Here is a 24,571-nt window from a genome sequence, read left to right as displayed (position 1 = left end):
TCCTTTAATGCGAATTACATCTTGGTATAAGGCTTAAAGCGTTCCTGCAGCTGGCGCAACTGGTCGATGCGCGCATCGTAACGCGCTTGTTGCAGGCTGCCTAATTTCACCTGCGAACTGGCGCTACTCAACAGCGAAATGGCCTGATCGAGTCGTCCGGCGAGCGCATAACCTTCTGCTCGCGCAGCCAGCTCCTGATCGCGGTTATTTAGCGCGGCTTCCGCCTGTGCCAGCAAATCCCAGCCGTTGCTGTCATCTTTATTATTAAAGGTGTAGCGATTCAGAATATTGGCCGCTTCTTGTGGTTGACCGCCTTGCAGATAAGCGTTCGCCAGGTTGAGCTGCAACACTGGATTGGTGCGCAAATCACGGGCATTTTTCAGACGATTGATCGCTTCATTGGCTTTGTTTTGCCCAAGGTCGATATCGGTAGCCAGATCGAGATACCATGCGTTGCCAGGTTCTGCCGCCAGTAACGGTTGCAGCGTTTTACGCGCCTCGTCGTATTTATTGGCTTCCATCGCCTGTAAAGCACGACCATATTGCGCCGCTCGTTGCTGACGAACGTTTCCTTTCGCCCATTCATCCAGCAAATCACTGGTGAGCTGGTTACGTCCGGAATTATACATCCCCAGTGTGCGCGCTTTCGCCAGATAGAAATCTTCCGACGACTGCACCACCATCGGGCGCATCTGATTAGCACGGTTGCGGGCATCTGCCAGACGACTTTCCGGCAATGGGTGAGTCAATAAAATTTCCGGCGGACGCGAGGAGTAACGCGCCTGATCGAGCAATTTTTCGAGGAAGGTCGGCATCGCCTGCGGATCGAATCCTGAGCGTTGCAGCACCTGAATACCAATGCGGTCCGCTTCCTGTTCATTTTGCTGGGTGAAACTGATCATCCCCTGGCGCGTTCCCGCCAGTGTACCGGTCAGCGCCGCCATCCCCGCCTGCGGACTGGCCATCGCCAGTAAAATAGAACCTAACGCGCCGACCCAGGTCAGCGGCGCGCTGCGTTGTTGATCTTCCATCGCTCGCGCCAGGTGACGTTGGGTGACGTGGGAGATTTCATGCGCCATAACTGAAGCCAGTTGACTTTCGTTATCGGAATAACGGAACAGGGCAGAGTGCAGCACCACGTTGCCGCCAAAGAAAGCAAAGGCGTTAATTTCGTCGTTGTTGATCAGAAAAAAATGAAACGGTGTCTTAACCGAATTGGCATGCGAAACCAGACGCATACCCAGCGAATTAATATATTGCGTTAACAGCGGGTCATTAATTAACGGCGCGCTGCCGCGTAGCTGGCGGACATAATAGTCGCCCATCTGCATTTCCTGACCAATGGAAAGCGTGCTTCCTGCGGAGGTTCCCATATCCGGCAAGGTGTCTGCGCTGTCGGCAAACGCCGGGGCTACCTGACCAATGGTCATAGCAGCAATGAGGGTTGCAACCAGGTTTTTTTTCAACTGCCTGAACATAACCTCTATCCTGTATTTCTGAAGATAGTCATTTGACCGATACTGTGAAATATCGTTCCCACCGCGCCGCCTTTGAGTGTAACGGCGAAGATTAGCCCACTCAAATGACTTTTCAGTTTCCTGAATCCGTCATAAAAAGCGAAGTCTTTTTTGTGACATTTCGATACAATTGCGGATCGCAATCCCGCTCTTGAGGTTCAGGGAAGGTCTTTATGCTCGAAATGTTGATGCAATGGTATCGCCGCCGTTTTAGCGACCCGGAAGCGATTGCCTTGCTGGTTATTTTAGTTGCCGGATTTGGCATTATCTTTTTCTTTAGTGGCCTGCTTGCTCCGTTGCTGGTGGCTATTGTGCTGGCCTATTTGCTGGAATGGCCAACCGTGCGCCTGCAATCTATTGGCTGCTCCCGCCGCTGGGCGACGTCGATTGTATTGGTGGTTTTCGTCGGTATATTGCTACTGATGGCGTTCGTGGTACTGCCTATCGCCTGGCAGCAGGGCATCTACTTAATCCGCGATATGCCGGGGATGCTCAATAAGCTTTCTGACTTTGCCGCCACGTTGCCGCGCCGCTATCCGGCGTTAATGGACGCGGGCATTATTGATGCAATGGCCGAAAATATGCGCAGTCGGATGCTGACCATGGGCGATTCGGTGGTGAAAATTTCCCTCGCCTCGCTGGTCGGTTTGCTCACCATAGCTGTCTATCTGGTGCTGGTGCCATTGATGGTCTTCTTCCTGCTGAAAGACAAAGAGCAGATGCTGAACGCCGTTCGTCGGGTGCTACCGCGTAACCGCGGACTGGCAGGACAGGTGTGGAAGGAGATGAATCAACAAATCACCAACTATATCCGCGGCAAAGTGCTGGAGATGATCGTGGTGGGGATCGCCACCTGGCTGGGATTCTTACTCTTCGGGCTGAACTATTCGCTGCTGCTGGCGGTGCTGGTCGGCTTCTCGGTACTTATTCCGTACATTGGTGCATTTGTGGTGACCATTCCGGTGGTTGGCGTGGCGCTATTCCAGTTTGGTGCTGGCACGGAATTCTGGAGCTGCTTCGCGGTGTATCTGATTATTCAGGCGCTGGACGGCAACCTGTTAGTACCGGTGTTGTTCTCCGAAGCGGTTAACCTGCATCCGCTGGTGATTATTTTATCGGTGGTGATCTTCGGTGGTTTGTGGGGATTCTGGGGCGTATTCTTCGCCATTCCATTGGCGACGCTGATCAAAGCCGTGATTCACGCCTGGCCCGATGGGCAAATCGCGCAAGAATAATCTTCAGCCCGACGAACTGTTTCGCCGGGCTGATTTTTAGGGTTCCTGACGTAAATAAATAGCCCGATAACAAATACTCACCAGCACTGCACCGCCGATAATATTACCCAGCATCACCGGGAGCAGATTGGCGGTAATAAAATGGCTGACCGTCAGTGCCGGAAAATTGTCTGCGCTACTGTGCGCCAGTTGCCAGAAGGAGGTAGGGGCGAAATGGCGAATGGCAATGGCGAACGGAATCACAAACAAATTGGCGATACAGTGCTCAAAGCCACTGGCGACAAACAGGGTGATGGGCAAAATCATGGCGACGATTTTGTCGCATAACGAACGTCCGCAATAACTCATCCACAGCGCCAGGCAAACCATCACATTGCACATAATGCCGAGGCTGACTGATTCAGTAAATGTATGATGCATTTTGCCCTCGGCGCAGTGTAAAACCGCGACTCCCCACATCGCGTTTTCACTCATCACCAGCCCGGAAAACCAGATTAACAAACTGAAACAGGCAATACCTGCCAGATTACCGCAGGCCACCAGAAGTGCATTAATCAGCCATGTTCGCCAGCTAATAACGCTCCGACTTTTTGCCATCACCGTCATTACCGACGAGGTGAACAGGCTGGTGCCGCAAACCGCCAGCAAAATAAAGCCGAGTGTAAAGCAAAGGCCGCCCACCAGATGGGTTAATGCCTGTGAAGACGGGGCATCGGCGATAACGGAAAGGTAAAAAGTAAATCCAATCGCCATAAACACGCCAGCGGACATCGCCATTAAAAAGACCGATACTTTGCTGCGGGCAATTTTATGGGCAGCAATCCGTTCAGCGATTGCCGCTTTTCTGGCGCTCAACTGCAAGTCGAAAGAGAGTTTGTTTCTCATGCATACTCCTGCAAAAGCAGATTACAACACCTCGCGAACCGAGATCCCCAGCCGCTGCATTCGTGACAGCAGCGTGGTGCGCTTCATCCCTAATCGTGTCGCCGCGCCACGGGGCCCGGCAACAATGCCATTGGTTTCTCGCAATACCTGAACAATGCGCTGACGTTCTTCTTCGTCATTCTCTGGCGTCGTCGGGTGCAGCAACTGCGCCATTGAACTGCGAAGCGCTGAATCTTCATTTAGCGTCGGCAGTAAACGGCTTTGTCGGACATTAAGATGTAAATTCAGACTGTTACCGCGAGTCAGTAGTACCGCTCGCTCAATCACGTTTTCCAGCTCGCGCACGTTGCCCGGCCAATCCCACGACATCAACTGGCGTAGCGCCTCGGTCGGGATGGCGTCAATTGCGCGATTCATATGGCGCGCCATTTTTTGCGTGAAATGCTTTGCTAAAAGAGGGATATCTTCCGGACGGTCGCGCAGTGGCGGCAGTTCCAGTGGGAAGACATTCAGGCGATAAAAGAGATCGCTGCGAAACTGGCGATCTTCAACCATTTGCCACAAATCACGGTTGGTGGCGGCAATGACTCTGACATTTACCGGGATCGTTCTACTCCCGCCGAGACGCTCAATCTCCCGTTCCTGCAATACGCGCAGCAGTTTAGGCTGAAGTTCTAACGGCAGATCGCCAATTTCATCGAGAAACAACGTGCCGCCATCGGCAATTTCAAAACGACCACGATGGGTATTAATCGCACCAGTAAATGCCCCTTTGTCATGACCGAATAACTCACTTTCCAGAAGACTGGCGGGGATGGCAGCGCAGTTGATTTTGACCAGCGGCTTGTCGCGTCGCGGGCTAAGTTGATGGATCGCTCTGGCGATCACCTCTTTGCCGGTTCCGGTTTCACCACAAATCAACACCGTACTGTCGCTCTTCGCCACAATATCTACCTGCTGGAGCAGGTCTTCCATTGCCTGGCTTTGATAGATAATGTCACCGACGCCCAGATTCGAAAGGAGCTGCTCGCTAAGCTGGTGGTTTTCTTGCTGCAAGCTTTCCTGCAAATCGGTCATGCTGCGCCAGGCATCGGCATTGCCAACGGCAATAGCGATGCGATCGGCAATATGTTGTAGTAGCTGGCAGTTTTCCTCACTAAAGAGAGTGGAAGAGGTATGCGCCAGCAACAATGCACCCGGTGTATGGTTGCCAAAGGTGAGCGGTATAAGGAGCGCAGATTCGCAGCCGTTAGATGCAAGTAAGTGTAATAACGGGTCGCGTTGCCAGAGAAACAGATCGTCTGCACGGTGCGTCAAGGTCGGTTGTCGGGTTTGTAGCGTTTGTGTCAGCAATACACTTTCGCCAGGCATACAGCGTGGCAGACACGCACAATGTGAGGCAGAAAGATCGCTGCACCACAGGCTGAACTTCTCATTCTTTCGATGATCACCCAGTACCATACTGACTGAAGCCAGACCGAAAAAATGATGGATCTCACGAGCGACGTCAGCGATCAGATCGTCGAGATCAAGATGTGACAACACTGCATTAGTGATATCCACCAGTACCCGATGATGATCGCGATCTTTCTCCAGCAAACGCAGCGCCACCTGTTGTTCTTCATCATTGAGCCATGATTGCAGAACCGGGGTGATAATGCGTGCCAGCCAGTTAAACAGTGTGCAATCCTGGGGAGTAAAACGTCTGCCGTGGGTACGAATAAAGCGTAGCTCCGCCATTCCACTACTGCCGAGAAGGACGGCGTGACGCGAATAATCGACCATCTCGCCCTGATACTCTGTTGTTGCCGTCACATCGCTGCCATCATCATGGTATCGGTAATAGAAGTTGCTTTTGAGAACATGCAGTTCAATAAGTTGTACCGGGCTGAACGGCGGCGGCAGCGGGATGAAGGCGCGTAATAAAGACGCCTTGCCGTGTTTCTGCGCTAACCGCTCCGCGAGCATTCCGTTTACCGCTTCAATTGTTATTCCTTGCGGCGGGGCAAACATCGCCTCGTCTGACATAGCCATCAACAGTCCTTATTAATGAGAAATCCTTCTCACGCAATTTTTCTGGCCATCAGATAGATGGCCGGTTCCTGCACAATTTCATCCAATAGATGAATGAATTGAATGCTACGCGCCTGCCACGCCGACTTCGCGTCATCTGCCAGTGGCGCGAATGCCTGGGTCAACAGGGCGGTGTGGCTGGCGTCAATAACAATCTCACCAAAGGTCATCACCCCCAGCATCTTACGTCGGGCTTGCTCCTCTTCGACCTGTGCAAGCCAATCTTCGTATTCCGTCTGTGGGCAGCGGAAGGCGACATTCAAACAATCAATCACGCCAACGTGATGACCGATAGCCAACGAGTAATACATTACCTGGGAGCTGTGTTCCGGCATCTCGTCGCTACTGGCGATAAATTTTTTTCGCAGCGTCCAGAAAACAATTTCCCTGCACTCCTCAGCCATGTAACCCCCGGAGAACGCGAAAGAGTTGCTGAACGATACTATTGAGACGCGGATCGTCGGCTTCGCGCAACCAGGTGTTAACCCGATTTCCTGTAGGATCGTCGCTTAAATGGCGCAGGAGCCGATCGCAAATTTCTCGCCCTTGACGATAGCCCGCCAGCCGCCTCGCTTCTCGCTCAATGGCGATACGCTGTGATGGCGGGATCTGCGGCCACAGCGGTTGCATGGTCACTCCGGTGGGATCGCGATAATCCACCGCGTGAATCTTCTGTTGCAGCAAACCGAGCGCCACGGCGAAACCGTGAATGGTGGCGGCCGGTGTTGGCGGGCAGCCGGGGATCCAAACATCAATGGGGACAATGGTGTCGCTGCCGCCCCAGACGCTGTAGAGATCGTGAAAAATACCGCCGCCGACACCGCACGCGCCGTAGGAAACACAGATTTTATGATCGGGGGCAGACTCATATGCCCGAAGTGCAGGCATACGCATCGCACGGGTGACTGCGCCAGTAAATAACAAAATATCGGCGTGACGCGGTGATGAAACAACCTTAATGCCAAAACGTTCTGCGTCGAATACTGGTGTGATGGCAGCAAAAATTTCTATTTCACAGGCGTTGCAGCCGCCGCAATCGACGCGATAAACGTAAGCCGAGCGACGTATATCCTGTAGCAAATGCTGCTTCATCTTTTGCGTTTGCTCGTCCAGCGTTATGGGCTGGCTGACATGTTGCGTAAGCACTGGACTCATAGCTGCTCCTTAGCCACCAGCGGTTCATCTGTGTCGTCGTTGATCAGCGTCGCGCGCTGTTTGCATTCCGGGCAGACGCTCGCTTGCGCCCGTAACATTTCGCGGTTTTGTGGTGCATTTTGTTGCTGTGCCAACAGTTCTGCAGCCAGTGCGACGGTTTTTTGCGGGGCAAACGGGCGTTCGCAACGGCTGCAACGTTGTAGATGGAACGTCGCGCGGGTATAGAGATCGGCTTTATTGGTGACGGTCAGTTCAAAGTTATTGGTAAGCTGAATGGCTCTGGTCGGGCACACTTCTTCACAACGTCCGCAGTAAATACAACGCCCCAGATAGAGCTGCCAGGTGCGCGTATTTTGCTGGTCGTCGGTCTGGATAGTCAGCGCATTTGCCGGACAAGCACAGGCGCAGGCACCGCAGGCAATACATTGGCTGGGCATCAGGTCCGGTTTCCCGCGAAAGCCTGGGCTGACCTCCAGTGGCGCGAAGGGATATTTCACCGTCGCGGTTCCGGCGCGCATAATAGTTTTCAGTAACTTCAGCATCTTCTGTCCTTACTTCAGCGGCGAACGGTTACGATCAATGCCGTAGCGTTCGATCTCTTTATACGGCACGGTTTTTGACTGGCGCTTGCGCACATCAACCAGCGTCACACGGTCGGTACAGGAGTAGCAGGGATCAAGGCTACCGATAATCAGCGGTGCGTCAGAAACGGTATTGCCGCGCAGCATGTAACGCAGCACTGGCCAGTTGGCGTAGGTGGCGGCACGACAGCGCCAGCGGAACAATTTTTGGTTATCACCGAGCATGCTCCAGTGCACGTCTTCACCACGTGGCGCTTCAACAAAGCCCAGCGCGAATGCGTGAGGTTTATAGCTAAAGCCTTCGGTCAGCAGTGGGGTATCTGGCATGTTGTCGAGGGCAAATTCCAGCATTGCCAGCGAATCAAACGTCTCTTTGACACGGACCATCACGCGGGAGAAGACATCGCCGCCGGTAAAGGTAAACAGCGTTTTTGGAATATTGCCGTAGTCGGCGTAGGGGTGATCAAAGCGCAAATCACGGGCAAAACCACTGCCGCGGATCAGCGGCCCGACAGGGCTATAATCACGGGCGATTTGTCGGTCGAGAATGCCAATGCCCTGAGTGCGTTGTTCCATATTCGGCGTAGCAAGCAGCATCTCTACCAGCTCCGACACGTCGGCGCGCATCTCGCGCACCAGTTTCAGCGTTTGCAGACGTTGCTCTTTGAGAATATCGCGGCGAACACCACCAATCAGATTCAGACCGTAGGTTTTACGCGACCCGGTCAGCAATTCCGCCATTGTCATCGACTTTTCCCGCACGCGGAAAAATTGCATAAAGCCGGTATCAAAACCAACAAAATGGCAGGAGAGACCAAGGTTGAGCAAATGACTGTGTAGCCGTTCGACTTCCAGCAGAATCGAGCGAATAGTATGCGCTCGTTGCGGCACCTCAATCCCAAGTGCATTTTCAACCGAGTTGGTATAGGCCACACTGTGGGCAAAACCGCAAATCCCACACACGCGGTCGGATAAGAAGGTCACTTCGTTGTAGCCCATCCGCGTTTCTGCCAGTTTCTCCATGCCGCGATGGACATAAAACAGGCGGTAATCAGCATCGACAATTTGCTCGCCATCCACAAACAAGCGGAAGTGACCTGGTTCATCGGAGGTGATATGCAGCGGGCCGACAGGGATCACCCGCGCATCGCTGTTGCCCTCGTTGATAAACGGATACGTTTCGGTATCAGTCGTCGGTTCTGGGCGCAGTCGATAATCCATCGCGTCTTTGCGCAGCGGATGCATATCTTCCGGCCAGTCATCGGGCAACACCAGCCGACGCTGATCCGGCAGGCCAACCGGAATCAGCCCGTACATATCGCGAATTTCTCGCTCGCCCCAGACCGCGGCAGGGACGCGCGGTGTGACTGACGGAAACTCCCGACTGTCGGCATCGACCAGTGCCTTCACCACGATCCAGCATTTTTCGGCCCCTTCCATAGAAAGGGCATAATAAACCGCGTAATGACCGTTAAGTGTCCGCTCGTCGTTGCCAAACAGGACTGGAAGCCAGCCATCATGTTGATAATAAAGATAATGCACAACGTCAGGCAGCAGATTGATTTTCACCGTAATGGTGACCTGTTCAGGCGTTTGTCGCTCTTCATCCAGCACCGCGCCGGGGAACTGCGTTTTCAGGGCGGCGAGAATCGCTTCGCCACGATTTGACGATGAATTAACGTTCACTGTGTTTCTCCGAAACAGATGCGGTGCCTGAAGGCAAAAAATCATGCCAGGTGCTACGTTGTGCAGGCAGGTCGTGCGTCCCTGAGAGGACTATAGTGGAAGCGCCTGCCAGGATCCTGATGACAGGTTGTGGAATATGCGTTCCCATCGCCAGCATCATGACCAGCAGAATCACCATTGGCGAGGTGGTCAACCAGCCAAGTTCACCCCGGTTAACGGCCTGCGGCGGTTTCGCCATTAACACCCGCGCAGCCATCCGTACCAGGCCCGCCAGCACCAGCGTTAACAGCAATAACAGCAGGACGATAAGCAGCAGATGATTACGCGCCAGTCCGGCGGTAACGGTCATAAATTCGCTAAGAAAAATGTTGAAGGGCGGCATCCCGGCCAGCGCCAGCGCACCGCCGCCAAACAACACGGCGGTAAATGGCATGATTTTAAGCATTCCGCAGACGACGTTGAGATCGCGCGTGCCGTACTTGAGCAGTACATTGCCGGAACCGCAAAACAGCAGCGTTTTTGCCAGACTGTGGTTTAAGGTGTGCAGCAGAGCAGCAAAAATTCCCAGCGGCCCGCCAATGCCTAGCGCTACCGCGACCAGTCCCATGTTCTCCACGCTGGAGTACGCCAGCAGACGCTTAATGTCCCGCTGTACCAGAATGAAAAATGCCGCCACGGCAACCGACAACATGCCGAAGATGAGCAACAACCGGTTGGGGAAATCGCTGCCGATGGCCTGGCAAATAATGATGTAATAGCGAATCAGCACCAACAGCGCGCAGTTCAGCAATACGGCGGAGAGCAGGGCGCTGACCGGACTCGGCGCTTCACTGTGAGCATCTGGCAGCCAGGCGTGCATGGGGAATAGCCCGGTTTTAGTGCCAAAGCCAATTAGCACAAACACAAAGGCCAACAGCATTAATGTTGGGTCAAGCAAGGACGATTGCTTAAGAACCTCGCTCCAGAATATCGCCATTTCTGCCTGCGGCATAACGCTGGCGGCGTTGGCGTATACCAGCACGGTACCGAACAGACCAAAAGCGACACCAACAGTACAAATAATGATGTACTTCCATGCAGCTTCCAGCGATGAACGCTGACCGTAAATGCCTACCAGAAACGCCGAGCTTAAGGTGGTGGCTTCGATTGCCGCCCACATCACAATCAGGTTATTGCTGGTAACAACCAGCAGCATGGTGAACAAAAACAGATGGAAGAAACCGTAGTAATCGCACAGCGTAACGGGTGAAAGCTCGCCGTGTGCCACTTCATGACGCATGTAGCCAATCGAGTAAACACCGGTGAGAAAGCCAATCACACCAAGAATGGCGAGGAACAAACCGCCCAGACCATCAATATGAAGCCACAGTCCCGCAGCGAATATTTCTCCTGCATCAGCGGCAGTTTGGACCACCCAGAGTGCCAGAATCAGCAGCAGTGTGATCCCTAAGCTATGTAATACAGTCACCGTACAAGTCGCAGAGAGCCCCCGTTTCCGGCAGGCAAAACAGAGCAGCGAAAAAAGCAGCGGCGTGAGCAGGAGTAAAGCGAACATCACAGAATAACTCATCTCATTATCCCTTCAGCGCGGTCAAGTTGTTCACGTCCAGCGTGCCGTGGGTACGCCATATTTTTCTTGCCAGTAACACCATTACAATGACGGCGAAGATGGCGTCGGTAGCGATACCAATTTCCACCAGTTCCGGTGCACGCCAGGCTAGAAGCGCCAGCACCAGATGGGAGCCGTTTTCCATCAGGCAGTAACCAAAAATTTGCCGCAGGATATTGCGCTGGCTGACAATGCACAGCAGGCCAAGCAGAAAATGACCTAACGCCACCGCCAGCGCCGGTTTCAGCCCGGTAGCCATCGGTAGCTTCACGGGCTGAACGACAAATGCGCAAAGCAGGACAATTAACGCCGCGAGCAGTGTCATCATTGCCGGACCGAATAACGCTTTTTCCGGGAGGTTCTGGGGAATATTTCGTGCAGCGTAAATCATGATTAACGGTACCAGCAGCACTTTGGTGATAAAGGCGCTGGCGGACCAGATCAGCAGTTGCTCTGCGGCGAACAGGCACGAGAGGGTGGCGAAAATAGACACCAGCACCAGCGACTGGCAGGCGTAAAATCCGCATGACAGGCGATAGCTTTTGACACTAATCACAAACAGCGATGTCAGCATCATCAGTCCCGCCAGATTATTTACGATCATAGAACCGGTCATTCATCATCTCCTTACTGCAACCAGGTCGCGGCGATTACGCTGGAAATCAGCGACATCACAATCAGTACAATCAACACCAGGCGCATTGATCCTGGCAGCGGTGCGGCATCGGCGACGGCCTCGCTCGGTTTGCCAGGCACGACGCGACCAAACCAGCGAATAAACCAGGCGAAACTGGCGACCGATTCAATCATCAGCAGAATCATGGCGGGCAGCAGGATCCAGTACTCCACTGACAACGCAAAACCGGCGGCAAACAGCGGGAATTTACTGAAGAAGCCGTTGAACGGCGGTACGCCGGTAATCGCCAGCGCTGCCACGCAGAAACCCACGCCTGGCAACGGCAGGGTGTGCAATACGCCACGCAGACGCGGCAACAAGCGCGTGCCGCAGCTGTAACTCAGCGCACCTGCTACAAGGAAAAACAGGCTTTTAGCGAACGCGTGGTTGACGATGTAGGCGATGCTACCCTCCAGCGCCAGCCGCGAGCCGAAGATGGAGAGCGACAAGCCGAAGAACATCCAGCCAAGTTGAGTGATGGTCGACCAGGCCAGCAACCGCTTCATATCCTGCTGTGGCAAATACATCAGGAAGCCATAAAGAATGGTGACCAGCGCCATGACCATGCCAACGCCGCCAATCACATGCGGGATATTGCCGCCGTCGATAATGGCGCGGGCAAAAATGTAAACGCCCACTTTCACCATCGATGCGGCGTGGAGATAGGCGCTGATCGGTGTTGGCGCTTCCATTGCGTCCGGTAGCCACGCTTGCATCGGTAGCTGGGCCGATTTCCCCCACGCGGCAAACAGGATGCCGCCATAAACCAGATAACGTGCGTCGCCGTGTAACTCGCTCATCGCGCTAAGCGCAAACGTTCCGGTCTGCAAAAACAGCGTGGCGGCGGCAAGATACAACCCCAGCGAACCGATATGGGTGATAAGTAACGCTTTTAGTGCTGAACGCTGCGCTTTATCGCTCTGGTAATAACTGATCAACGCCCAGGAGCAGCCGCCCGTAATTTCAAAAAACAACAACTGACCGAGCAGCGTCGAGGAGAGTACCAGTCCCGCCATCGCGCCGATAAACACCAGCAAAAATGCGTAATAACGATTCGTGCCGTTATGCGGGTGTTCGCGATTTTTATCCGTCAGATAACCCGTGGAGTAGATCGTGACCAGCAAACCGAGAAACACCACCACAAACAGAATCAGCGTACTCACGCGATCAATGACCAGGCCAAACAACGCCACATCCCCCACGTTGACCAACGTCAACGTGACGGCAACTTTATCGGCCTGATAAAACGCGGAGATCAGCGACAACATGCACAGCGTGGTCAGCGCGGCGAACAAAATCCCCCATTCGGCGGCCCGACGTTGTGGCGAAAACGAAACGACCAGTGCGCCGATAAAAGGCAGCATTAACGTCGTCAGAGCAAGATTTTCCATATTCCGTCAGTGCTCCTTACAGACCGGTTAACCAGAAGACCCAGGCAAGCGCAGCAAGGCTGAAGCCAAGCCAGGTCACATGGTGAATGAGTAAAAATCGCCCGCGTGCCAGCGTGTTTTCTGCGATTGAGGCCAGTACAAAAATCAGCAAAACCTTGAGCAGCGTAACGACAAGTGAAGTCAGCAGGCAGGCGAGAGAAAGTTCTTGCGCGCGCCCAAAGGGCAGAAATAGGGCCACAAACAGTGCTGCCATCACGACCTGTTTCAGCCCCAGCCCCCATTTCGCCAGCGCCAGCCCGGCACCGGAATATTCGGTCAGCGGGCCTTCCTGTAATTCCTGTTCTGCTTCAGCAACATCAAAGGGAATTTTTCCCATCTCAATGAAGCAGGCAAAACCACAGGCCAGTAACGCCAGTACGGTAGTTAGCGGCGAGTTCCAGCCCGTCGCCAGCGTCTTGCTGATCATCTCGATATGCGTGGAATCCGCTATCAGCGCCAATACCAGCAGTGAGAGAATGAGCATGGGTTCGACCAGAATGCCGAGCGTCAACTCGCGACTGGCACCGACTCCCGCAAACGGGCTTCCGGTATCCAACCCTGAAAGAGCAAAGAAAAAACGAAACAGGGCAAGAAGATAGATAAGGGTGATCAGATCGCCGCCGCCCGCAAAAGGGGAAACAGTAATAAATAGTGGTAGGGCCATCGCCAGCACCAGCATGCTGCTGATTAATATCCACGGCATCAGGCGGAACATCAGACCTGAAGATGTCGGCGCAACTTCCTGGCGTTTAAACAGTTTGTGGATATCGCGATAATCCTGCCAGATCCCCGGTCCGCGGCGGGAGTGCATTCGCGCGCGTATCTGCCGGGAAATACCCGTAAAAAGCGGGGTTAGCATCAGCAGAATCACGGCCTGTGCTAACGCAAAAATGACCAGATATCCGTCGCAAAGAGTTTGTCTCATGGTGATTTCCTTAGACGGCAATAGCGATTAGCAGCACAACCAGTGCGGCAACCACATACAGGCAATAGAGACGAAAGTCGCCGCTTTGCAGATGCTGTATTTCTTTGGCCAGCCGTTGGGTGACGCTCACGATGGGGCGGATCACCCGCTCATCCCAGAAGGGTTCTGTGCTCTGAGCCCTGGCTGTGACGTGCGCAAGACCTTTATTTAGCCTCAGCGTAGGGTCGAGCTGTTGTCGTAGACGAAATAGCGCACAAAAGACCACACGCAGCGGCTGCATCACGCCATTGCCTGACGGGGCCATCGCATTTTCCCAGCCGTAGCCGCATGCCCAGGCATCTCCTGTGCGACGAAACGCTGCGCGGCGCGAACGACACCACAGCCAGTAAAGGCCAGGCAGCAAAGGCATCGCCAGTAGTAACAGCAACAGTAATGAGGGAGTGACCCGTGTATGAAACGTGCCGGGTACAAGTGCTATTCCGCTGGCGACAGTGACGGGAGGGGTATTGGTAAACGCATGGGCAATATGCATTATCTTCGGTGCCAGCCAACTGGCACTAAGCGCAATGAATACGCAGAGTGCCGCGAGCAGTAGCATGGCGACGATCATCGTATTTGGCACTTCCTGTGCCTCTTCAGCGTGTGTACTGCGCGGCGCACCACAGAAAGTAATACCGTACATTTTTACGAAGCACATTACTGCCAGCCCACCAGTGACTGCCAGCATTACCATAGCAATAGGACCCGCAAGTTGTAGCGCTACGGCTTCCACACGACTTAGTGAGAACAGCGACTGCCAGGTGTACCATTCGCTGATAAAACCATTCAGCGGAGGAATGGCTGATATCGCGAGGCAACCAATCAGGCATGCTGCGGCTGTCCACGGCATCCGTTTCGCCAGTGCCCCCATTTTTTCCATGTCGTGGGTATGCAAACGCGAAATAATCGCACCCGCGCCGAGAAACAGCAGCCCTTTGAACAGCGCATGGTTGAGCAGATGAAACAGCGCGCCGAGCAGTCCAACAACGGTGAGCAGCGGGTCGTGCAGTGACAGACCGACCATCGCCACACCGACCGCCAGCAAAATAATGCCGACGTTTTCGACGGTACTCCAGGCCAGCAGCCGTTTGATATCCTGTTCCGCCAGCGCATACAGCACGCCCAGGAGCGCGGAGATTGCGCCGATCGCCATCACCAGAATGCCCCACCACAGCGGCAAACCCGTTTGCGCCAGCAGGTCCATCGCTACTTTCAGGATGCCGAAAATACCGATTTTGACCATTACGCCAGACATCAACGCCGAAGCGTGCGATGGTGCGGCAGGGTGAGCGCGTGGCAACCAGCTGTGCAACGGCATCATCCCGGCTTTCGCGCCAAAACCGAAGAAGGCCAGCAGGAACACCGCCGACGCCAGCCCCGGAGAAAGTGAAAGCGTGCGGAAACTGGCAAAATCGAGGCTGCCGCTTTCGCGCCACATCAGCAAGAAGGCGATCATAATCAGCACCGATCCGGCGTGGGCGATAAAAAAGTAGAGCATGCCAGCGTTGATTGACGTTTTATCCTGCCTGGCAATGACCAGAAACCAGGAAGACAGCGACATCATTTCAAACAGCACGATGAACCAAAAAGCGTTGTCCATCACCAGCAGGGCAACCATCGATGCGATGAAAAGATTCATAAAGAAGCCCATCGCCGCCGCGCCTTTGCCCTCGTATTCGCGCATATAAGTCAATGAATAGAGCGAACAAACCACCACCAGCAAGGAGATAACCAGCACCATAAATGCCGAGAGGCTATCCATTCGCAGGGTTAAATCGGCAAAGTCAAAAGGCGTGGCAAAACGGGCGACTAAAGTTACGCCTGCATGTAATTGCGTAATTCCGCTGATGATGCCAATCACGCCACCCACCAGCGATGTGATGCCGGAAAGCTTAATAGCCAGTCTGTCCAGACCGAGTAAAAACAGCGAAGCCAGACTGGCAAACAGATAGAGGATCAGCGACCAGGTTAATAATTGCAGGGCATCCATTAGCGTTGCTCCTGAGTGAGGGAAAGGGGATCCTCCCCGCCATTGGCAAACCAGCTTGCGGCAAGGCGCTGTTTTTCTTTCATCTGACGTTGCAGGCTATCGTCGGTGATCAGCCGTAACGCCTGATTCGGACAAGCGCGAACGCAGGCCGGACCTTCTGGCAAGAAATCACACAGGTCGCATTTCACCGCGACGGTCTGGACACCCGGTTCCCAGCGCAGCAAAGCATGTTGGGTCGACACGTTTTCTTCGCCGTCTTTGAGTGAGCCCTCAGCCTGAAAAACATATTGCGCAGGGGCATTCACCGGACGGCTTCCTGAAGCGCTGATTGCGCCAAATGGGCAGACCACGGCACAAAGCTTGCAGCCAATACAGAGGCTTTCGTTGAGTTGGATCGCATCATCCCTCTGGGAGATGGCATTGACCGGGCAGACCTGCAGGCAAGGGGCTTCCTCACAGTGATGACACACGACAGGGGCAGTGAGTGTTGACGTCTTCGCCAGGGCCAGGCGCGGGTGTTGCTGTAAACCTTGCGTTTTATGCACGTCCGAACAGGCAGCGAGACAGGTATTACATCCTGTACACCACAGTGGTTCGGCCACCACAAAGCGGTTCATGTCGGCTCCTTGAAAATGATATGAAACATTGCATTTCATATTGCATAAAGGATGCCAGTCTGATTAATTTAATATATTCAATAAGTTATGTGTTAACTGGATTCTGAACGGTACAAAAATGATGGTCATTAACGTTCAGCAAAAAATGAATTCGACACCTGTGTCGCAGGGGAAAGCGAGAATGTGATCTTGATCACGAGAAGTGAGGTGTGCTGACCGCAAGCGCAGCCAGCACGGAATGGAGCAAAGTAATCAGGCGTGTTCTTTCAGCCAGTTCAGCACAACGTCGTGGTGATTGCTGGTTTTGAAATCGTCAAAGACATGTTCGATTTTGCCATCAGCGTCAATCAGGAAGCTGATGCGATGAATACCATCGTAGGTTTTGCCCATGAAGGACTTTTCACCCCAGACGCCGAATTGTTCGCACACCTGGTGGTCCTCATCAGACAGGAGCGTAAAGTTAAGCAGCTCTTTTTCCGCAAAACGGGAGAGTTTTTCGGGTTTATCGGTGCTGATACCCAGCACATCAACGCCCGCTTTTTTCAACTCATCCATGTTATCGCGTAAGCCGCAGGCCTGTACGGTACAGCCGGGGGTCATGGCTTTCGGGTAGAAATAAACCAGAACACGCTGTCCCTGGAAGTCGGTCAAATTAACTTGTTCTCCGTCTTGATCCGGCAAGCTAAATTTCGGTGCGATATCACCGGCTTTCAGTGGATTCATTACTTAACTCCATCCTGTTCATCATGTTGGGAATAATTGACGACGTTAATACTGCCTTGTGCATTGAGTTCTGTACATAGGGCTTTGAATGCTTGCTCAATATTTGCTGCGTCCGCAGATGCGGGGCTGTGGGCGGTTATCTGAATATGCAACTGCGCAGCCCGTTCATTTTCAGCAGGTTGCGTGCGCGACACCAGCTCCGCAATGTTCATATGATGCGCGTCGAAAAGTGCTGTGAAGCGTTCAATTAAATGCGGGGAGTCTGCCACATCGACCTGAACCCAGACAGATGCTGGCATTGGCGGACGCGGACGCGCCGTCGTGCGCTTCATCACGATTAAAAGATCCAGTTCGGCACCTTTCAACGGTAACGTTGATTCAATCAGAGTAATGGCATTCCATGAACCGGAAAGCAGCATAATAAACGTGAACTCTTCTCCCAGCATCGCCAGGCGACTGTCTTCAATATTACAGCCGCAACTACTGACATGACGGGTGATGGTGTTCACAATTCCAGGGCGATCGGCACCCAACGCAGTGATCACCAGATAATGTTGCGATGACAGTGTCAAACTGGTTATTCCTTTAAGGGGTGAGTTGTTCTTAAGGAAAGCATAAAAAAAACATGCATACAACAATCAGAACGGTTCTGTCTGCTTGCTTTTAATGCCATACCAAACGTACCATTGAGACACTTGTTTGCACAGAGGATGGCCCATGTTCACGGGAAGTATTGTCGCGATTGTTACTCCGATGGATGAAAAAGGTAATGTCTGTCGGGCTAGCTTGAAAAAACTGATTGATTATCATGTCGCCAGCGGTACTTCGGCGATCGTTTCTGTTGGCACCACTGGCGAGTCCGCTACCTTAAATCATGACGAACATGCTGATGTGGTGATGATGACGCTGGAGCTGGCTGACGGGCGCATTCCGGTGATTGCCGGGACCGGCGCTAATGCTACTGCGGAAGCCATTAGCCTGACGCAGCGCTTCAATGACAGTGGTATCGTCGGCTGCCTGACGGTAACCCCTTACTACAATCGTCCGTCGCAAGAAGGTTTGTATCAGCATTTCAAAGCCATCGCTGAACATACTGACCTGCCGCAAATTCTGTATAATGTGCCGTCCCGTACTGGCTGCGATCTGCTCCCGGAAACGGTGGGCCGTCTGGCGAAAGTAAAAAATATTATCGGAATCAAAGAGGCAACAGGGAACTTAACGCGTGTAAACCAGATCAAAGAGCTGGTTTCAGATGATTTTGTTCTGCTGAGCGGCGATGATGCGAGCGCGCTGGACTTCATGCAATTAGGCGGTCATGGGGTTATTTCCGTTACGGCTAACGTCGCAGCGCGTGATATGGCCCAGATGTGCAAACTGGCAGCAGAAGGGCATTTTGCCGAGGCACGCGTTATTAATCAGCGTCTGATGCCATTACACAACAAACTATTTGTCGAACCCAATCCAATCCCGGTGAAATGGGCATGTAAGGAACTGGGTCTTGTGGCGACCGATACGCTGCGCCTGCCAATGACACCAATCACCGACAGTGGTCGTGAGACGGTCAGAGCGGCGCTTAAGCATGCCGGTTTGCTGTAAAGTTTAGGGAGATTTGATGGCTTACTCTGTTCAAAAGTCGCGCCTGGCAAAGGTTGCGGGTGTTTCGCTTGTTTTATTACTCGCTGCCTGTAGTTCTGACTCACGCTATAAGCGTCAGGTCAGTGGTGATGAAGCCTACCTGGAAGCGGCACCGCTTGCGGAGCTTCATGCCCCGGCTGGAATGATTTTGCCGGTGACCTCCGGTGATTATGCAATCCCGGTGACCAACGGTAGTGGTGCTGTCGGTAAGGCGCTGGACATTCGTCCACCAGCCCAGCCGCTGGCACTGGTTTCTGGCGCGCGTACCCAGTTCACGGGCGATACCGCTTCATTGCTGGTGGAAAATGGTCGTGGCAATACTCTGTGGCCGCAGGTGGTTAGCGTGCTGCAGGCGAAAAACTACACCATCACCCAACGTGATGATGCTGGTCAGACACTGACCACCGATTGGGTACAATGGAACCGTCTGGATGAAGACGAGCAGTATCGTGGTCGTTATCAAATCTCTGTTAAGCCGCAGGGTTATCAGCAGGCGGTTACGGTTAAACTGCTGAACCTGGAACAGGCGGGCAAACCGGTTGCAGACGCGGCTTCCATGCAGCGTTACAGCACGGAGATGATGAACGTTATTTCCGCCGGTCTGGATAAATCTGCCACTGACGCCGCGAACGCTGCGCAAAATCGTGCCTCCACCACTATGGACGTACAAAGTGCAGCTGATGACACCGGTTTACCGATGCTGGTCGTACGCGGGCCGTTCAATGTGGTTTGGCAACGTCTGCCAGCGGCGCTGGAAAAAGTGGGCATGAAAGTGACCGACAGCACCCGTTCGCAGGGTAACATGGCCGTAACTTACAAGCCGCTGTCTGACAGCGACTGGCAGGAACTGGGCGCGAGCGATCCAGGCCTGGCATCCGGTGACTATAAACTGCAGGTTGGCGATTTAGATAACCGCAGCAGCCTACAGTTCATCGATCCGAAAGGTCATACTCTGACTCAGAGTCAGAACGACGCGCTGGTAGCTGTCTTCCAGGCTGCGTTTAGCAAGTAAAAATACAGGGCTGGAATCATCCGGCCCTTTTTTCTGATATGATACGCAAACGTGTGCGTCGGCAGAAAAATGCGATTTTAGCGGTAATTCGCACAAAATTTGTTTGTCGGACGTAGGTCGGATAAGGCGTTCACGCCGCATCCGACAAAACATCCGGCACACCAGACAGCAAAAGATTTTAAAACGTTAATTCACACCCAGGAGTGATAAAGATGCAAAAGCAAGCTGAGTTGTATCGTGGTAAAGCGAAAACCGTATACAGCACGGAAAACCCGGACCTGTTGGTGCTCGAATTCCGCAATGATACGTCAGCAGGGGATGGCGCGCGCATTGAGCAGTTTGATCGCAAAGGTATGGTGAACAACAAGTTCAACTACTTCATTATGAGCAAACTGGCTGAAGCGGGTATCCCGACTCAAATGGAGCGTCTGCTCTCCGATACCGAATGTCTGGTGAAAAAGCTGGATATGGTGCCGGTTGAGTGTGTCGTGCGTAACCGTGCTGCTGGCTCTCTGGTGAAACGTCTTGGAATCGAAGAAGGTATTGAGCTGAACCCGCCGCTGTTCGATTTGTTCCTGAAAAACGACGCCATGCACGATCCGATGGTCAACGAATCTTACTGCGAAACCTTTGGCTGGGTGAGCAAAGAGAACCTGGCGCGTATGAAAGAGCTGACCTACAAAGCGAACGACGTGCTGAAAAAACTGTTCGATGATGCTGGTCTGATTTTGGTCGACTTTAAACTGGAGTTTGGCCTGTACAAAGGTGAAGTGGTACTGGGCGATGAGTTCTCCCCGGACGGCAGCCGCCTGTGGGACAAAGAAACGCTGGAGAAAATGGACAAAGACCGTTTCCGCCAGAGCCTCGGTGGCCTGATCGAGGCCTATGAAGCCGTCGCCCGCCGCCTGGGTGTACAGCTGGACTGATTTTTCTGCTCATCATCTTGCCGTGCAGCTGGCACGGCAAGACAACCGCTCTCATAAGATGTGCATTGAACGCTCATTCCTCCGCCATTTCATCCCGCTTTCCTGTGGTAATCTTCCTCTGAACCACCTACGATCATTTCTATAATGAATATATTGTTGAGGTATCTATGCGTTGGCAAGGGCGACGTGAAAGTGACAATGTTGAAGACAGGCGCAACAGCTCTGGTGGTCCGTCTATGGGCGGTCCCGGTTTTCGCCTGCCAAGCGGTAAAGGCGGGCTGATTTTACTGATTGTCGTGCTGGTTGCAGGCTACTATGGCGTTGATTTAACCGGGTTGATGACCGGACAGCCGGTTTCTCAACAGCAATCAACGCGGTCAATTAGCCCAAATGAAGACGAAGCCGCAAAATTCACCTCGGTGATTCTGGCAACCACGGAAGACACCTGGGGACAGCAGTTCGAGAAGATGGGTAAGACCTATCAGCAACCGAAGCTGGTCATGTACCGTGGAATGACGCGCACCGGATGCGGGGCGGGCCAGTCCATTATGGGACCGTTCTATTGCCCGGCGGATGGCACGGTTTATATCGATCTCTCCTTCTATGATGACATGAAAGACAAACTTGGCGCGGATGGCGATTTTGCCCAGGGGTACGTTATCGCCCATGAAGTCGGTCATCATGTGCAGAAACTGTTAGGCATCGAGCCGAAAGTTCGTCAACTGCAACAAAACGCGACGCAGGCGGAAGTGAACCGCTTATCTGTGCGTATGGAACTCCAGGCCGACTGTTTTGCCGGTGTCTGGGGGCATAGTATGCAGCAGCAAGGTGTTCTGGAAACCGGCGATCTGGAAGAGGCGCTGAACGCGGCGCAGGCCATCGGCGATGACCGTTTACAACAGCAAAGTCAGGGGCGAGTAGTACCAGACAGTTTCACTCATGGCACTTCTCAGCAACGCTACAGCTGGTTTAAACGTGGTTTCGACAGCGGTGATCCGGCACAATGCAATACTTTTGGTAAAAGCATTTAACTTCCGGGGCAGGGATGGCTGAACTGACTGCGCTTCACACATTAACAGCGCAAATGAAACGTGAAGGGATCCGCCGCTTGCTGGTGTTGAGCGGGGAAGAGGGTTGGTGTTTTGATCATGCGCTTAAGTTGCGTGATGCCTTACCTGGCGACTGGCTGTGGATTTCGCCGCAGCCAGTCGCTGAAAACCACTGTTTTCCCTCGGCGCTACAAACTTTACTTGGGCGCGAATTCCGGCATGCGGTATTCGACGCCCGCCACGGCTTTGATGCCGCTGCCTTTGCAGCACTTAGCGGAACGTTGAAAGCGGGAAGCTGGCTGGTGTTGTTACTCCCTGTATGGGAAGAGTGGGAAAACCAACCTGATGCCGACTCGCTGCGCTGGAGTGATTGCCCTGACCCTATTGCGACGCCGCATTTTGTCCAGCATCTCAAACGTGTACTTACGGCGAATAACGACGCCATCCTCTGGCGGCAAAACCAGCCGTTCACGTTGGTGCATTTTGCTCCCCGTACTGACTGGCACCCCGCGACCGGCACACCACAACCAGAACAACAGCAACTCTTACAGCAGTTACTGACCATGCCGCCGGGCGTGGCAGCGGTAACGGCTGCGCGTGGGCGCGGTAAATCGGCGTTGGCAGGGCAACTCATTTCTCGTATTGCGGGCAGTGCGATTGTCACCGCGCCCGCAAAAGCGGCAACGGATGTACTGGCACAATTTGCGGGCGAGAAGTTTCGCTTTATTGCACCGGATGCCTTGTTAGCCAGCGATGAGCAAGCCGACTGGCTGGTGGTCGATGAAGCCGCAGCCATACCTGCGCCGTTGTTGCATCAACTGGTATCGCGTTTTCCTCGAACGTTGTTAACCACTACGGTGCAGGGCTATGAAGGCACCGGACGTGGTTTTTTGCTGAAATTTTGCGCTCGCTTTCCACATTTACACCGTTTTGAACTGCAACAACCGATCCGCTGGGCGCAGGGATGCCCGCTGGAAAAAATGGTTAGTGAGGCACTGGTTTTTGACGATGAAAACTTCACCCATACACCACAAGGCAATATTGTCATTTCCGCATTTGAACAAACGTTATGGCGAAGCGAGCCAGAAACGCCGTTAAAGGTTTATCAGCTATTGTCTGGTGCGCACTACCGGACCTCGCCGCTGGATTTACGCCGCATGATGGATGCACCAGGGCAACATTTTTTACAGGCGGCTGGCGACAACGAGATTGCCGGGGCGCTGTGGCTGGTGGATGAGGGGGGATTATCTCAACAACTCAGTCAGGCGGTATGGGCAGGTTTTCGTCGCCCTCGGGGTAATCTGGTGGCCCAGTCGCTGGCGGCGCACGGCAGCAATCCACTGGCAGCGACATTGCGTGGACGGCGGGTAAGCCGGATAGCAGTTCATCCGGCGCGTCAGCGGGAAGGCACAGGGCAGCAACTTATTGCTGGTGCTTTGCAATATACGCGTGACCTCGACTATCTTTCGGTGAGTTTTGGTTACACCGGGGAGTTATGGCGTTTCTGGCAACGCTGCGGTTTTGTGCTGGTGCGGATGGGTAATCATCGTGAAGCCAGCAGCGGTTGCTATACGGCGATGGCGCTGTTACCGATGAGTGATGCGGGTAAACAGCTGGCTGAACGTGAGCATTACCGTTTACGTCGCGATGTGCAAGCTCTCGCGCAGTGGAATGGCGAAACGCTTCCTGTTGATCCACTAAACGATGCCGTCCTTTCTGACGACGACTGGCTTGAACTGGCCGGTTTTGCTTTCGCTCATCGTCCGCTATTAACATCGTTAGGTTGCTTAATGCGTCTGTTACAAACCAGCGAACTGGCATTACCGGCGCTGCGTGGGCGTTTACAGAAAAACGTCAGTGACGCGCAGTTATGTACCACACTTAAACTTTCAGGCCGCAAGCTGTTACTGGTCCGTCAGCGGGAAGAGGCCGCGCAGGCGCTGTTCGCACTTAATGATATTCGCACTGAGCGTTTGCGCGATCGCATAACGCAATGGCAATTTTTTCACTGACTCCTTCAATTTTCTCCCATGGTCATTGTGAGTCAGCGGCGTAAAATTAATGACATCAGTTAAGGAGTTCGCCATGAAACATGACCATTTTGTTGTTCAAAGCCCGGATAAACCTGCACAACAGTTGTTACTGCTTTTCCACGGTGTCGGGGATAACCCGGTGGCAATGGGGGAAATAGGTAGCTGGTTTGCACCGCTGTTTCCTGATGCGCTGGTGGTGAGTGTCGGTGGCGCGGAGCCGAGCGGTAATCCGGCGGGGCGTCAGTGGTTTTCGGTGCAGGGTATTACGGAAGATAATCGCCAGACGCGTGTGGATGCCATCATGCCGACGTTTATTGAGACGGTGCGCTACTGGCAGAAACAGAGCGGAGTAGGGGCTAACGCCACGGCGCTAATCGGTTTCTCTCAAGGCGCGATTATGGCGCTGGAGAGCATTAAAGCCGAACCGGGCCTTGCTTCGCGCGTCATTGCCTTCAACGGACGCTACGCGAGCCTGCCGGAAACCGCGTCTACAGCCACGACAATTCACTTGATTCATGGCGGTGAAGATCCGGTTATCGATCTGGCGCATGCGGTTGCGGCGCAGGAAGCGTTAATCAGTGCCGGTGGTGACGTGACGCTGGATATCGTGGAGGATTTAGGCCATGCGATCGACAATCGCAGTATGCAATTTGCCCTGGATCACTTGCGTTATACCATTCCGAAACATTATTTCGACGAAGCGCTAAGCGGCGGTAAGCCTGGCGATGATGATGTGATTGAAATGATGTAATAATAGCCGGGTAGGCCTGATAAG

22 protein-coding genes are annotated in these 24,571 nt (G+C 53.4%); 7 read left to right on the top strand and 15 right to left on the bottom strand.

Going from position 1 to position 24,571, the window contains the following annotated elements; genetic code table 11:
- Nucleotides 1-14: 14 nt before the first annotated feature.
- The gene (bepA, locus tag ACJHYR_RS08000; protein WP_000489667.1) at nt 15-1,478 is read right to left on the bottom strand and encodes a beta-barrel assembly-enhancing protease; all 1,464 of its coding nucleotides are present in this window, start codon (nt 1,476-1,478) and stop codon (nt 15-17) included.
- A 212-nt stretch (nt 1,479-1,690) separates the two neighbouring features.
- On the opposite strand from bepA, the gene ACJHYR_RS07995 reads away from it, so the two are divergent.
- The gene (locus ACJHYR_RS07995; protein WP_000892044.1) at nt 1,691-2,752 is read left to right on the top strand and encodes an AI-2E family transporter; all 1,062 of its coding nucleotides are present in this window, start codon (nt 1,691-1,693) and stop codon (nt 2,750-2,752) included.
- 36 nt (nt 2,753-2,788) lie between these two features.
- On the opposite strand, the gene focB is transcribed toward ACJHYR_RS07995, so the two are convergent.
- The 14 genes from focB to ACJHYR_RS07925 form a co-directional block, all read right to left on the bottom strand.
- Nucleotides 2,789-3,637, bottom strand: coding sequence for a formate transporter FocB (focB, locus tag ACJHYR_RS07990; RefSeq protein ID WP_059328290.1), 849 nt, complete (start codon nt 3,635-3,637; stop codon nt 2,789-2,791).
- 21 nt (nt 3,638-3,658) lie between these two features.
- Nucleotides 3,659-5,671 carry a DNA-binding transcriptional regulator HyfR gene (gene hyfR / locus ACJHYR_RS07985; protein WP_042028722.1) on the bottom strand — a complete coding sequence of 671 codons (2,013 nt, stop codon included), beginning with the start codon at nt 5,669-5,671 and terminating at the stop codon, nt 3,659-3,661.
- Nucleotides 5,672-5,700: 29 nt separating this feature from the next.
- Nucleotides 5,701-6,114: a formate hydrogenlyase maturation HycH family protein gene (locus ACJHYR_RS07980; protein WP_042028720.1), complete on the bottom strand. Its 414-nt coding sequence runs from the start codon at nt 6,112-6,114 to the stop codon at nt 5,701-5,703.
- On the bottom strand, nt 6,107-6,865 hold the full coding sequence (gene hyfI / locus ACJHYR_RS07975; protein ID WP_000075547.1) for a hydrogenase 4 catalytic subunit HyfI: 759 nt from the start codon (nt 6,863-6,865) through the stop codon (nt 6,107-6,109). Before hyfI ends, ACJHYR_RS07980 begins: the two co-directional genes overlap by 8 nt.
- Nucleotides 6,862-7,407: a hydrogenase 4 subunit H gene (gene hyfH / locus ACJHYR_RS07970; RefSeq protein ID WP_000916072.1), complete on the bottom strand. Its 546-nt coding sequence runs from the start codon at nt 7,405-7,407 to the stop codon at nt 6,862-6,864. Before hyfH ends, hyfI begins: the two co-directional genes overlap by 4 nt.
- Before the next feature lie 9 nt (nt 7,408-7,416).
- Nucleotides 7,417-9,132 (bottom strand): hydrogenase 4 catalytic subunit HyfG, encoded by a 1,716-nt coding sequence (gene hyfG / locus ACJHYR_RS07965; protein WP_001102312.1) that lies wholly within the window; start codon nt 9,130-9,132, stop codon nt 7,417-7,419.
- Entirely contained in the window at nt 9,122-10,702 is a 1,581-nt protein-coding gene (gene hyfF / locus ACJHYR_RS07960) for a hydrogenase 4 subunit F (RefSeq protein ID WP_000122535.1), read from the bottom strand. Before hyfF ends, hyfG begins: the two co-directional genes overlap by 11 nt.
- Nucleotides 10,703-10,706: 4 nt before the next feature.
- The gene (gene hyfE / locus ACJHYR_RS07955) at nt 10,707-11,357 is read right to left on the bottom strand and encodes a hydrogenase 4 membrane subunit (protein WP_001587302.1); all 651 of its coding nucleotides are present in this window, start codon (nt 11,355-11,357) and stop codon (nt 10,707-10,709) included.
- 11 nt (nt 11,358-11,368) lie between these two features.
- Complete coding sequence (hyfD, locus tag ACJHYR_RS07950) at nt 11,369-12,808, bottom strand: hydrogenase 4 subunit HyfD (protein ID WP_001587301.1); 1,440 nt, start codon at nt 12,806-12,808, stop codon at nt 11,369-11,371.
- 16 nt (nt 12,809-12,824) lie between these two features.
- Nucleotides 12,825-13,772 (bottom strand): hydrogenase 4 subunit HyfC, encoded by a 948-nt coding sequence (hyfC, locus tag ACJHYR_RS07945; RefSeq protein ID WP_014639258.1) that lies wholly within the window; start codon nt 13,770-13,772, stop codon nt 12,825-12,827.
- Between the two features lie 10 nt (nt 13,773-13,782).
- Nucleotides 13,783-15,801, bottom strand: a complete 2,019-nt coding sequence (gene hyfB / locus ACJHYR_RS07940) for a hydrogenase 4 subunit B (protein ID WP_000339472.1) — start codon at nt 15,799-15,801, stop codon at nt 13,783-13,785.
- Nucleotides 15,801-16,418: a hydrogenase 4 subunit HyfA gene (gene hyfA, locus ACJHYR_RS07935; RefSeq protein ID WP_001079237.1), complete on the bottom strand. Its 618-nt coding sequence runs from the start codon at nt 16,416-16,418 to the stop codon at nt 15,801-15,803. The genes hyfB and hyfA overlap by 1 nt, the downstream gene beginning before the upstream one ends.
- 252 nt (nt 16,419-16,670) lie before the next feature.
- Nucleotides 16,671-17,141: a thioredoxin-dependent thiol peroxidase gene (bcp, locus tag ACJHYR_RS07930; protein ID WP_001068682.1), complete on the bottom strand. Its 471-nt coding sequence runs from the start codon at nt 17,139-17,141 to the stop codon at nt 16,671-16,673.
- Nucleotides 17,141-17,713 carry a glycine cleavage system transcriptional repressor gene (locus ACJHYR_RS07925; RefSeq protein ID WP_000176187.1) on the bottom strand — a complete coding sequence of 191 codons (573 nt, stop codon included), beginning with the start codon at nt 17,711-17,713 and terminating at the stop codon, nt 17,141-17,143. Before ACJHYR_RS07925 ends, bcp begins: the two co-directional genes overlap by 1 nt.
- A 145-nt stretch (nt 17,714-17,858) precedes the next feature.
- Here ACJHYR_RS07925 and dapA point away from each other — a divergent pair, with 145 nt between their 5' ends.
- From dapA to ypfH, 6 genes are all read left to right on the top strand, one after another.
- Nucleotides 17,859-18,737, top strand: coding sequence for a 4-hydroxy-tetrahydrodipicolinate synthase (dapA, locus tag ACJHYR_RS07920; protein ID WP_001295469.1), 879 nt, complete (start codon nt 17,859-17,861; stop codon nt 18,735-18,737).
- A 16-nt stretch (nt 18,738-18,753) separates the two neighbouring features.
- Nucleotides 18,754-19,788, top strand: a complete 1,035-nt coding sequence (bamC, locus tag ACJHYR_RS07915) for an outer membrane protein assembly factor BamC (RefSeq protein WP_001297320.1) — start codon at nt 18,754-18,756, stop codon at nt 19,786-19,788.
- Nucleotides 19,789-20,000: 212 nt separating this feature from the next.
- Nucleotides 20,001-20,714 carry a phosphoribosylaminoimidazolesuccinocarboxamide synthase gene (gene purC, locus ACJHYR_RS07910; protein ID WP_001295467.1) on the top strand — a complete coding sequence of 238 codons (714 nt, stop codon included), beginning with the start codon at nt 20,001-20,003 and terminating at the stop codon, nt 20,712-20,714.
- 167 nt (nt 20,715-20,881) lie between these two features.
- Nucleotides 20,882-21,745: a neutral zinc metallopeptidase gene (locus ACJHYR_RS07905; protein WP_001267498.1), complete on the top strand. Its 864-nt coding sequence runs from the start codon at nt 20,882-20,884 to the stop codon at nt 21,743-21,745.
- A gap of 14 nt (nt 21,746-21,759) precedes the next feature.
- Nucleotides 21,760-23,775 (top strand): tRNA cytosine(34) acetyltransferase TmcA, encoded by a 2,016-nt coding sequence (gene tmcA / locus ACJHYR_RS07900; RefSeq protein ID WP_000829349.1) that lies wholly within the window; start codon nt 21,760-21,762, stop codon nt 23,773-23,775.
- 73 nt (nt 23,776-23,848) lie between these two features.
- Nucleotides 23,849-24,547, top strand: a complete 699-nt coding sequence (gene ypfH, locus ACJHYR_RS07895) for an esterase (protein ID WP_000679834.1) — start codon at nt 23,849-23,851, stop codon at nt 24,545-24,547.
- Nucleotides 24,548-24,571 lie beyond the last annotated feature (24 nt).

The organism is Escherichia sp. WS1450 (genome assembly GCF_046487395.1).
In the GTDB taxonomy this organism is placed as follows: Bacteria; Pseudomonadota; Gammaproteobacteria; order Enterobacterales; family Enterobacteriaceae; genus Escherichia; species Escherichia coli.
Note: the sequence above shows the minus strand (reverse complement) of the source record. Positions and strands in the feature narration are given on the sequence as shown.

Bases quoted from the DNA above. Each gene is read 5' to 3' on its own strand.
- bepA (WP_000489667.1), bottom strand. From the start codon at position 1,478: ATGTTCAGGCAGTTGAAAAAAAACCTGGTTGCAACCCTCATTGCTGCT.
- ACJHYR_RS07995 (WP_000892044.1), top strand. From the start codon at position 1,691: ATGCTCGAAATGTTGATGCAATGGTATCGCCGCCGTTTTAGCGACCCG.
- focB (WP_059328290.1), bottom strand. From the start codon at position 3,637: ATGAGAAACAAACTCTCTTTCGACTTGCAGTTGAGCGCCAGAAAAGCG.
- hyfR (WP_042028722.1), bottom strand. From the start codon at position 5,671: ATGGCTATGTCAGACGAGGCGATGTTTGCCCCGCCGCAAGGAATAACA.
- ACJHYR_RS07980 (WP_042028720.1), bottom strand. From the start codon at position 6,114: ATGGCTGAGGAGTGCAGGGAAATTGTTTTCTGGACGCTGCGAAAAAAA.
- hyfI (WP_000075547.1), bottom strand. From the start codon at position 6,865: ATGAGTCCAGTGCTTACGCAACATGTCAGCCAGCCCATAACGCTGGAC.
- hyfH (WP_000916072.1), bottom strand. From the start codon at position 7,407: ATGCTGAAGTTACTGAAAACTATTATGCGCGCCGGAACCGCGACGGTG.
- hyfF (WP_000122535.1), bottom strand. From the start codon at position 10,702: ATGAGTTATTCTGTGATGTTCGCTTTACTCCTGCTCACGCCGCTGCTT.
- hyfE (WP_001587302.1), bottom strand. From the start codon at position 11,357: ATGACCGGTTCTATGATCGTAAATAATCTGGCGGGACTGATGATGCTG.
- hyfD (WP_001587301.1), bottom strand. From the start codon at position 12,808: ATGGAAAATCTTGCTCTGACGACGTTAATGCTGCCTTTTATCGGCGCA.
- hyfC (WP_014639258.1), bottom strand. From the start codon at position 13,772: ATGAGACAAACTCTTTGCGACGGATATCTGGTCATTTTTGCGTTAGCA.
- hyfB (WP_000339472.1), bottom strand. From the start codon at position 15,801: ATGGATGCCCTGCAATTATTAACCTGGTCGCTGATCCTCTATCTGTTT.
- hyfA (WP_001079237.1), bottom strand. From the start codon at position 16,418: ATGAACCGCTTTGTGGTGGCCGAACCACTGTGGTGTACAGGATGTAAT.
- bcp (WP_001068682.1), bottom strand. From the start codon at position 17,141: ATGAATCCACTGAAAGCCGGTGATATCGCACCGAAATTTAGCTTGCCG.
- dapA (WP_001295469.1), top strand. From the start codon at position 17,859: ATGTTCACGGGAAGTATTGTCGCGATTGTTACTCCGATGGATGAAAAA.
- bamC (WP_001297320.1), top strand. From the start codon at position 18,754: ATGGCTTACTCTGTTCAAAAGTCGCGCCTGGCAAAGGTTGCGGGTGTT.
- purC (WP_001295467.1), top strand. From the start codon at position 20,001: ATGCAAAAGCAAGCTGAGTTGTATCGTGGTAAAGCGAAAACCGTATAC.
- ACJHYR_RS07905 (WP_001267498.1), top strand. From the start codon at position 20,882: ATGCGTTGGCAAGGGCGACGTGAAAGTGACAATGTTGAAGACAGGCGC.
- tmcA (WP_000829349.1), top strand. From the start codon at position 21,760: ATGGCTGAACTGACTGCGCTTCACACATTAACAGCGCAAATGAAACGT.
- ypfH (WP_000679834.1), top strand. From the start codon at position 23,849: ATGAAACATGACCATTTTGTTGTTCAAAGCCCGGATAAACCTGCACAA.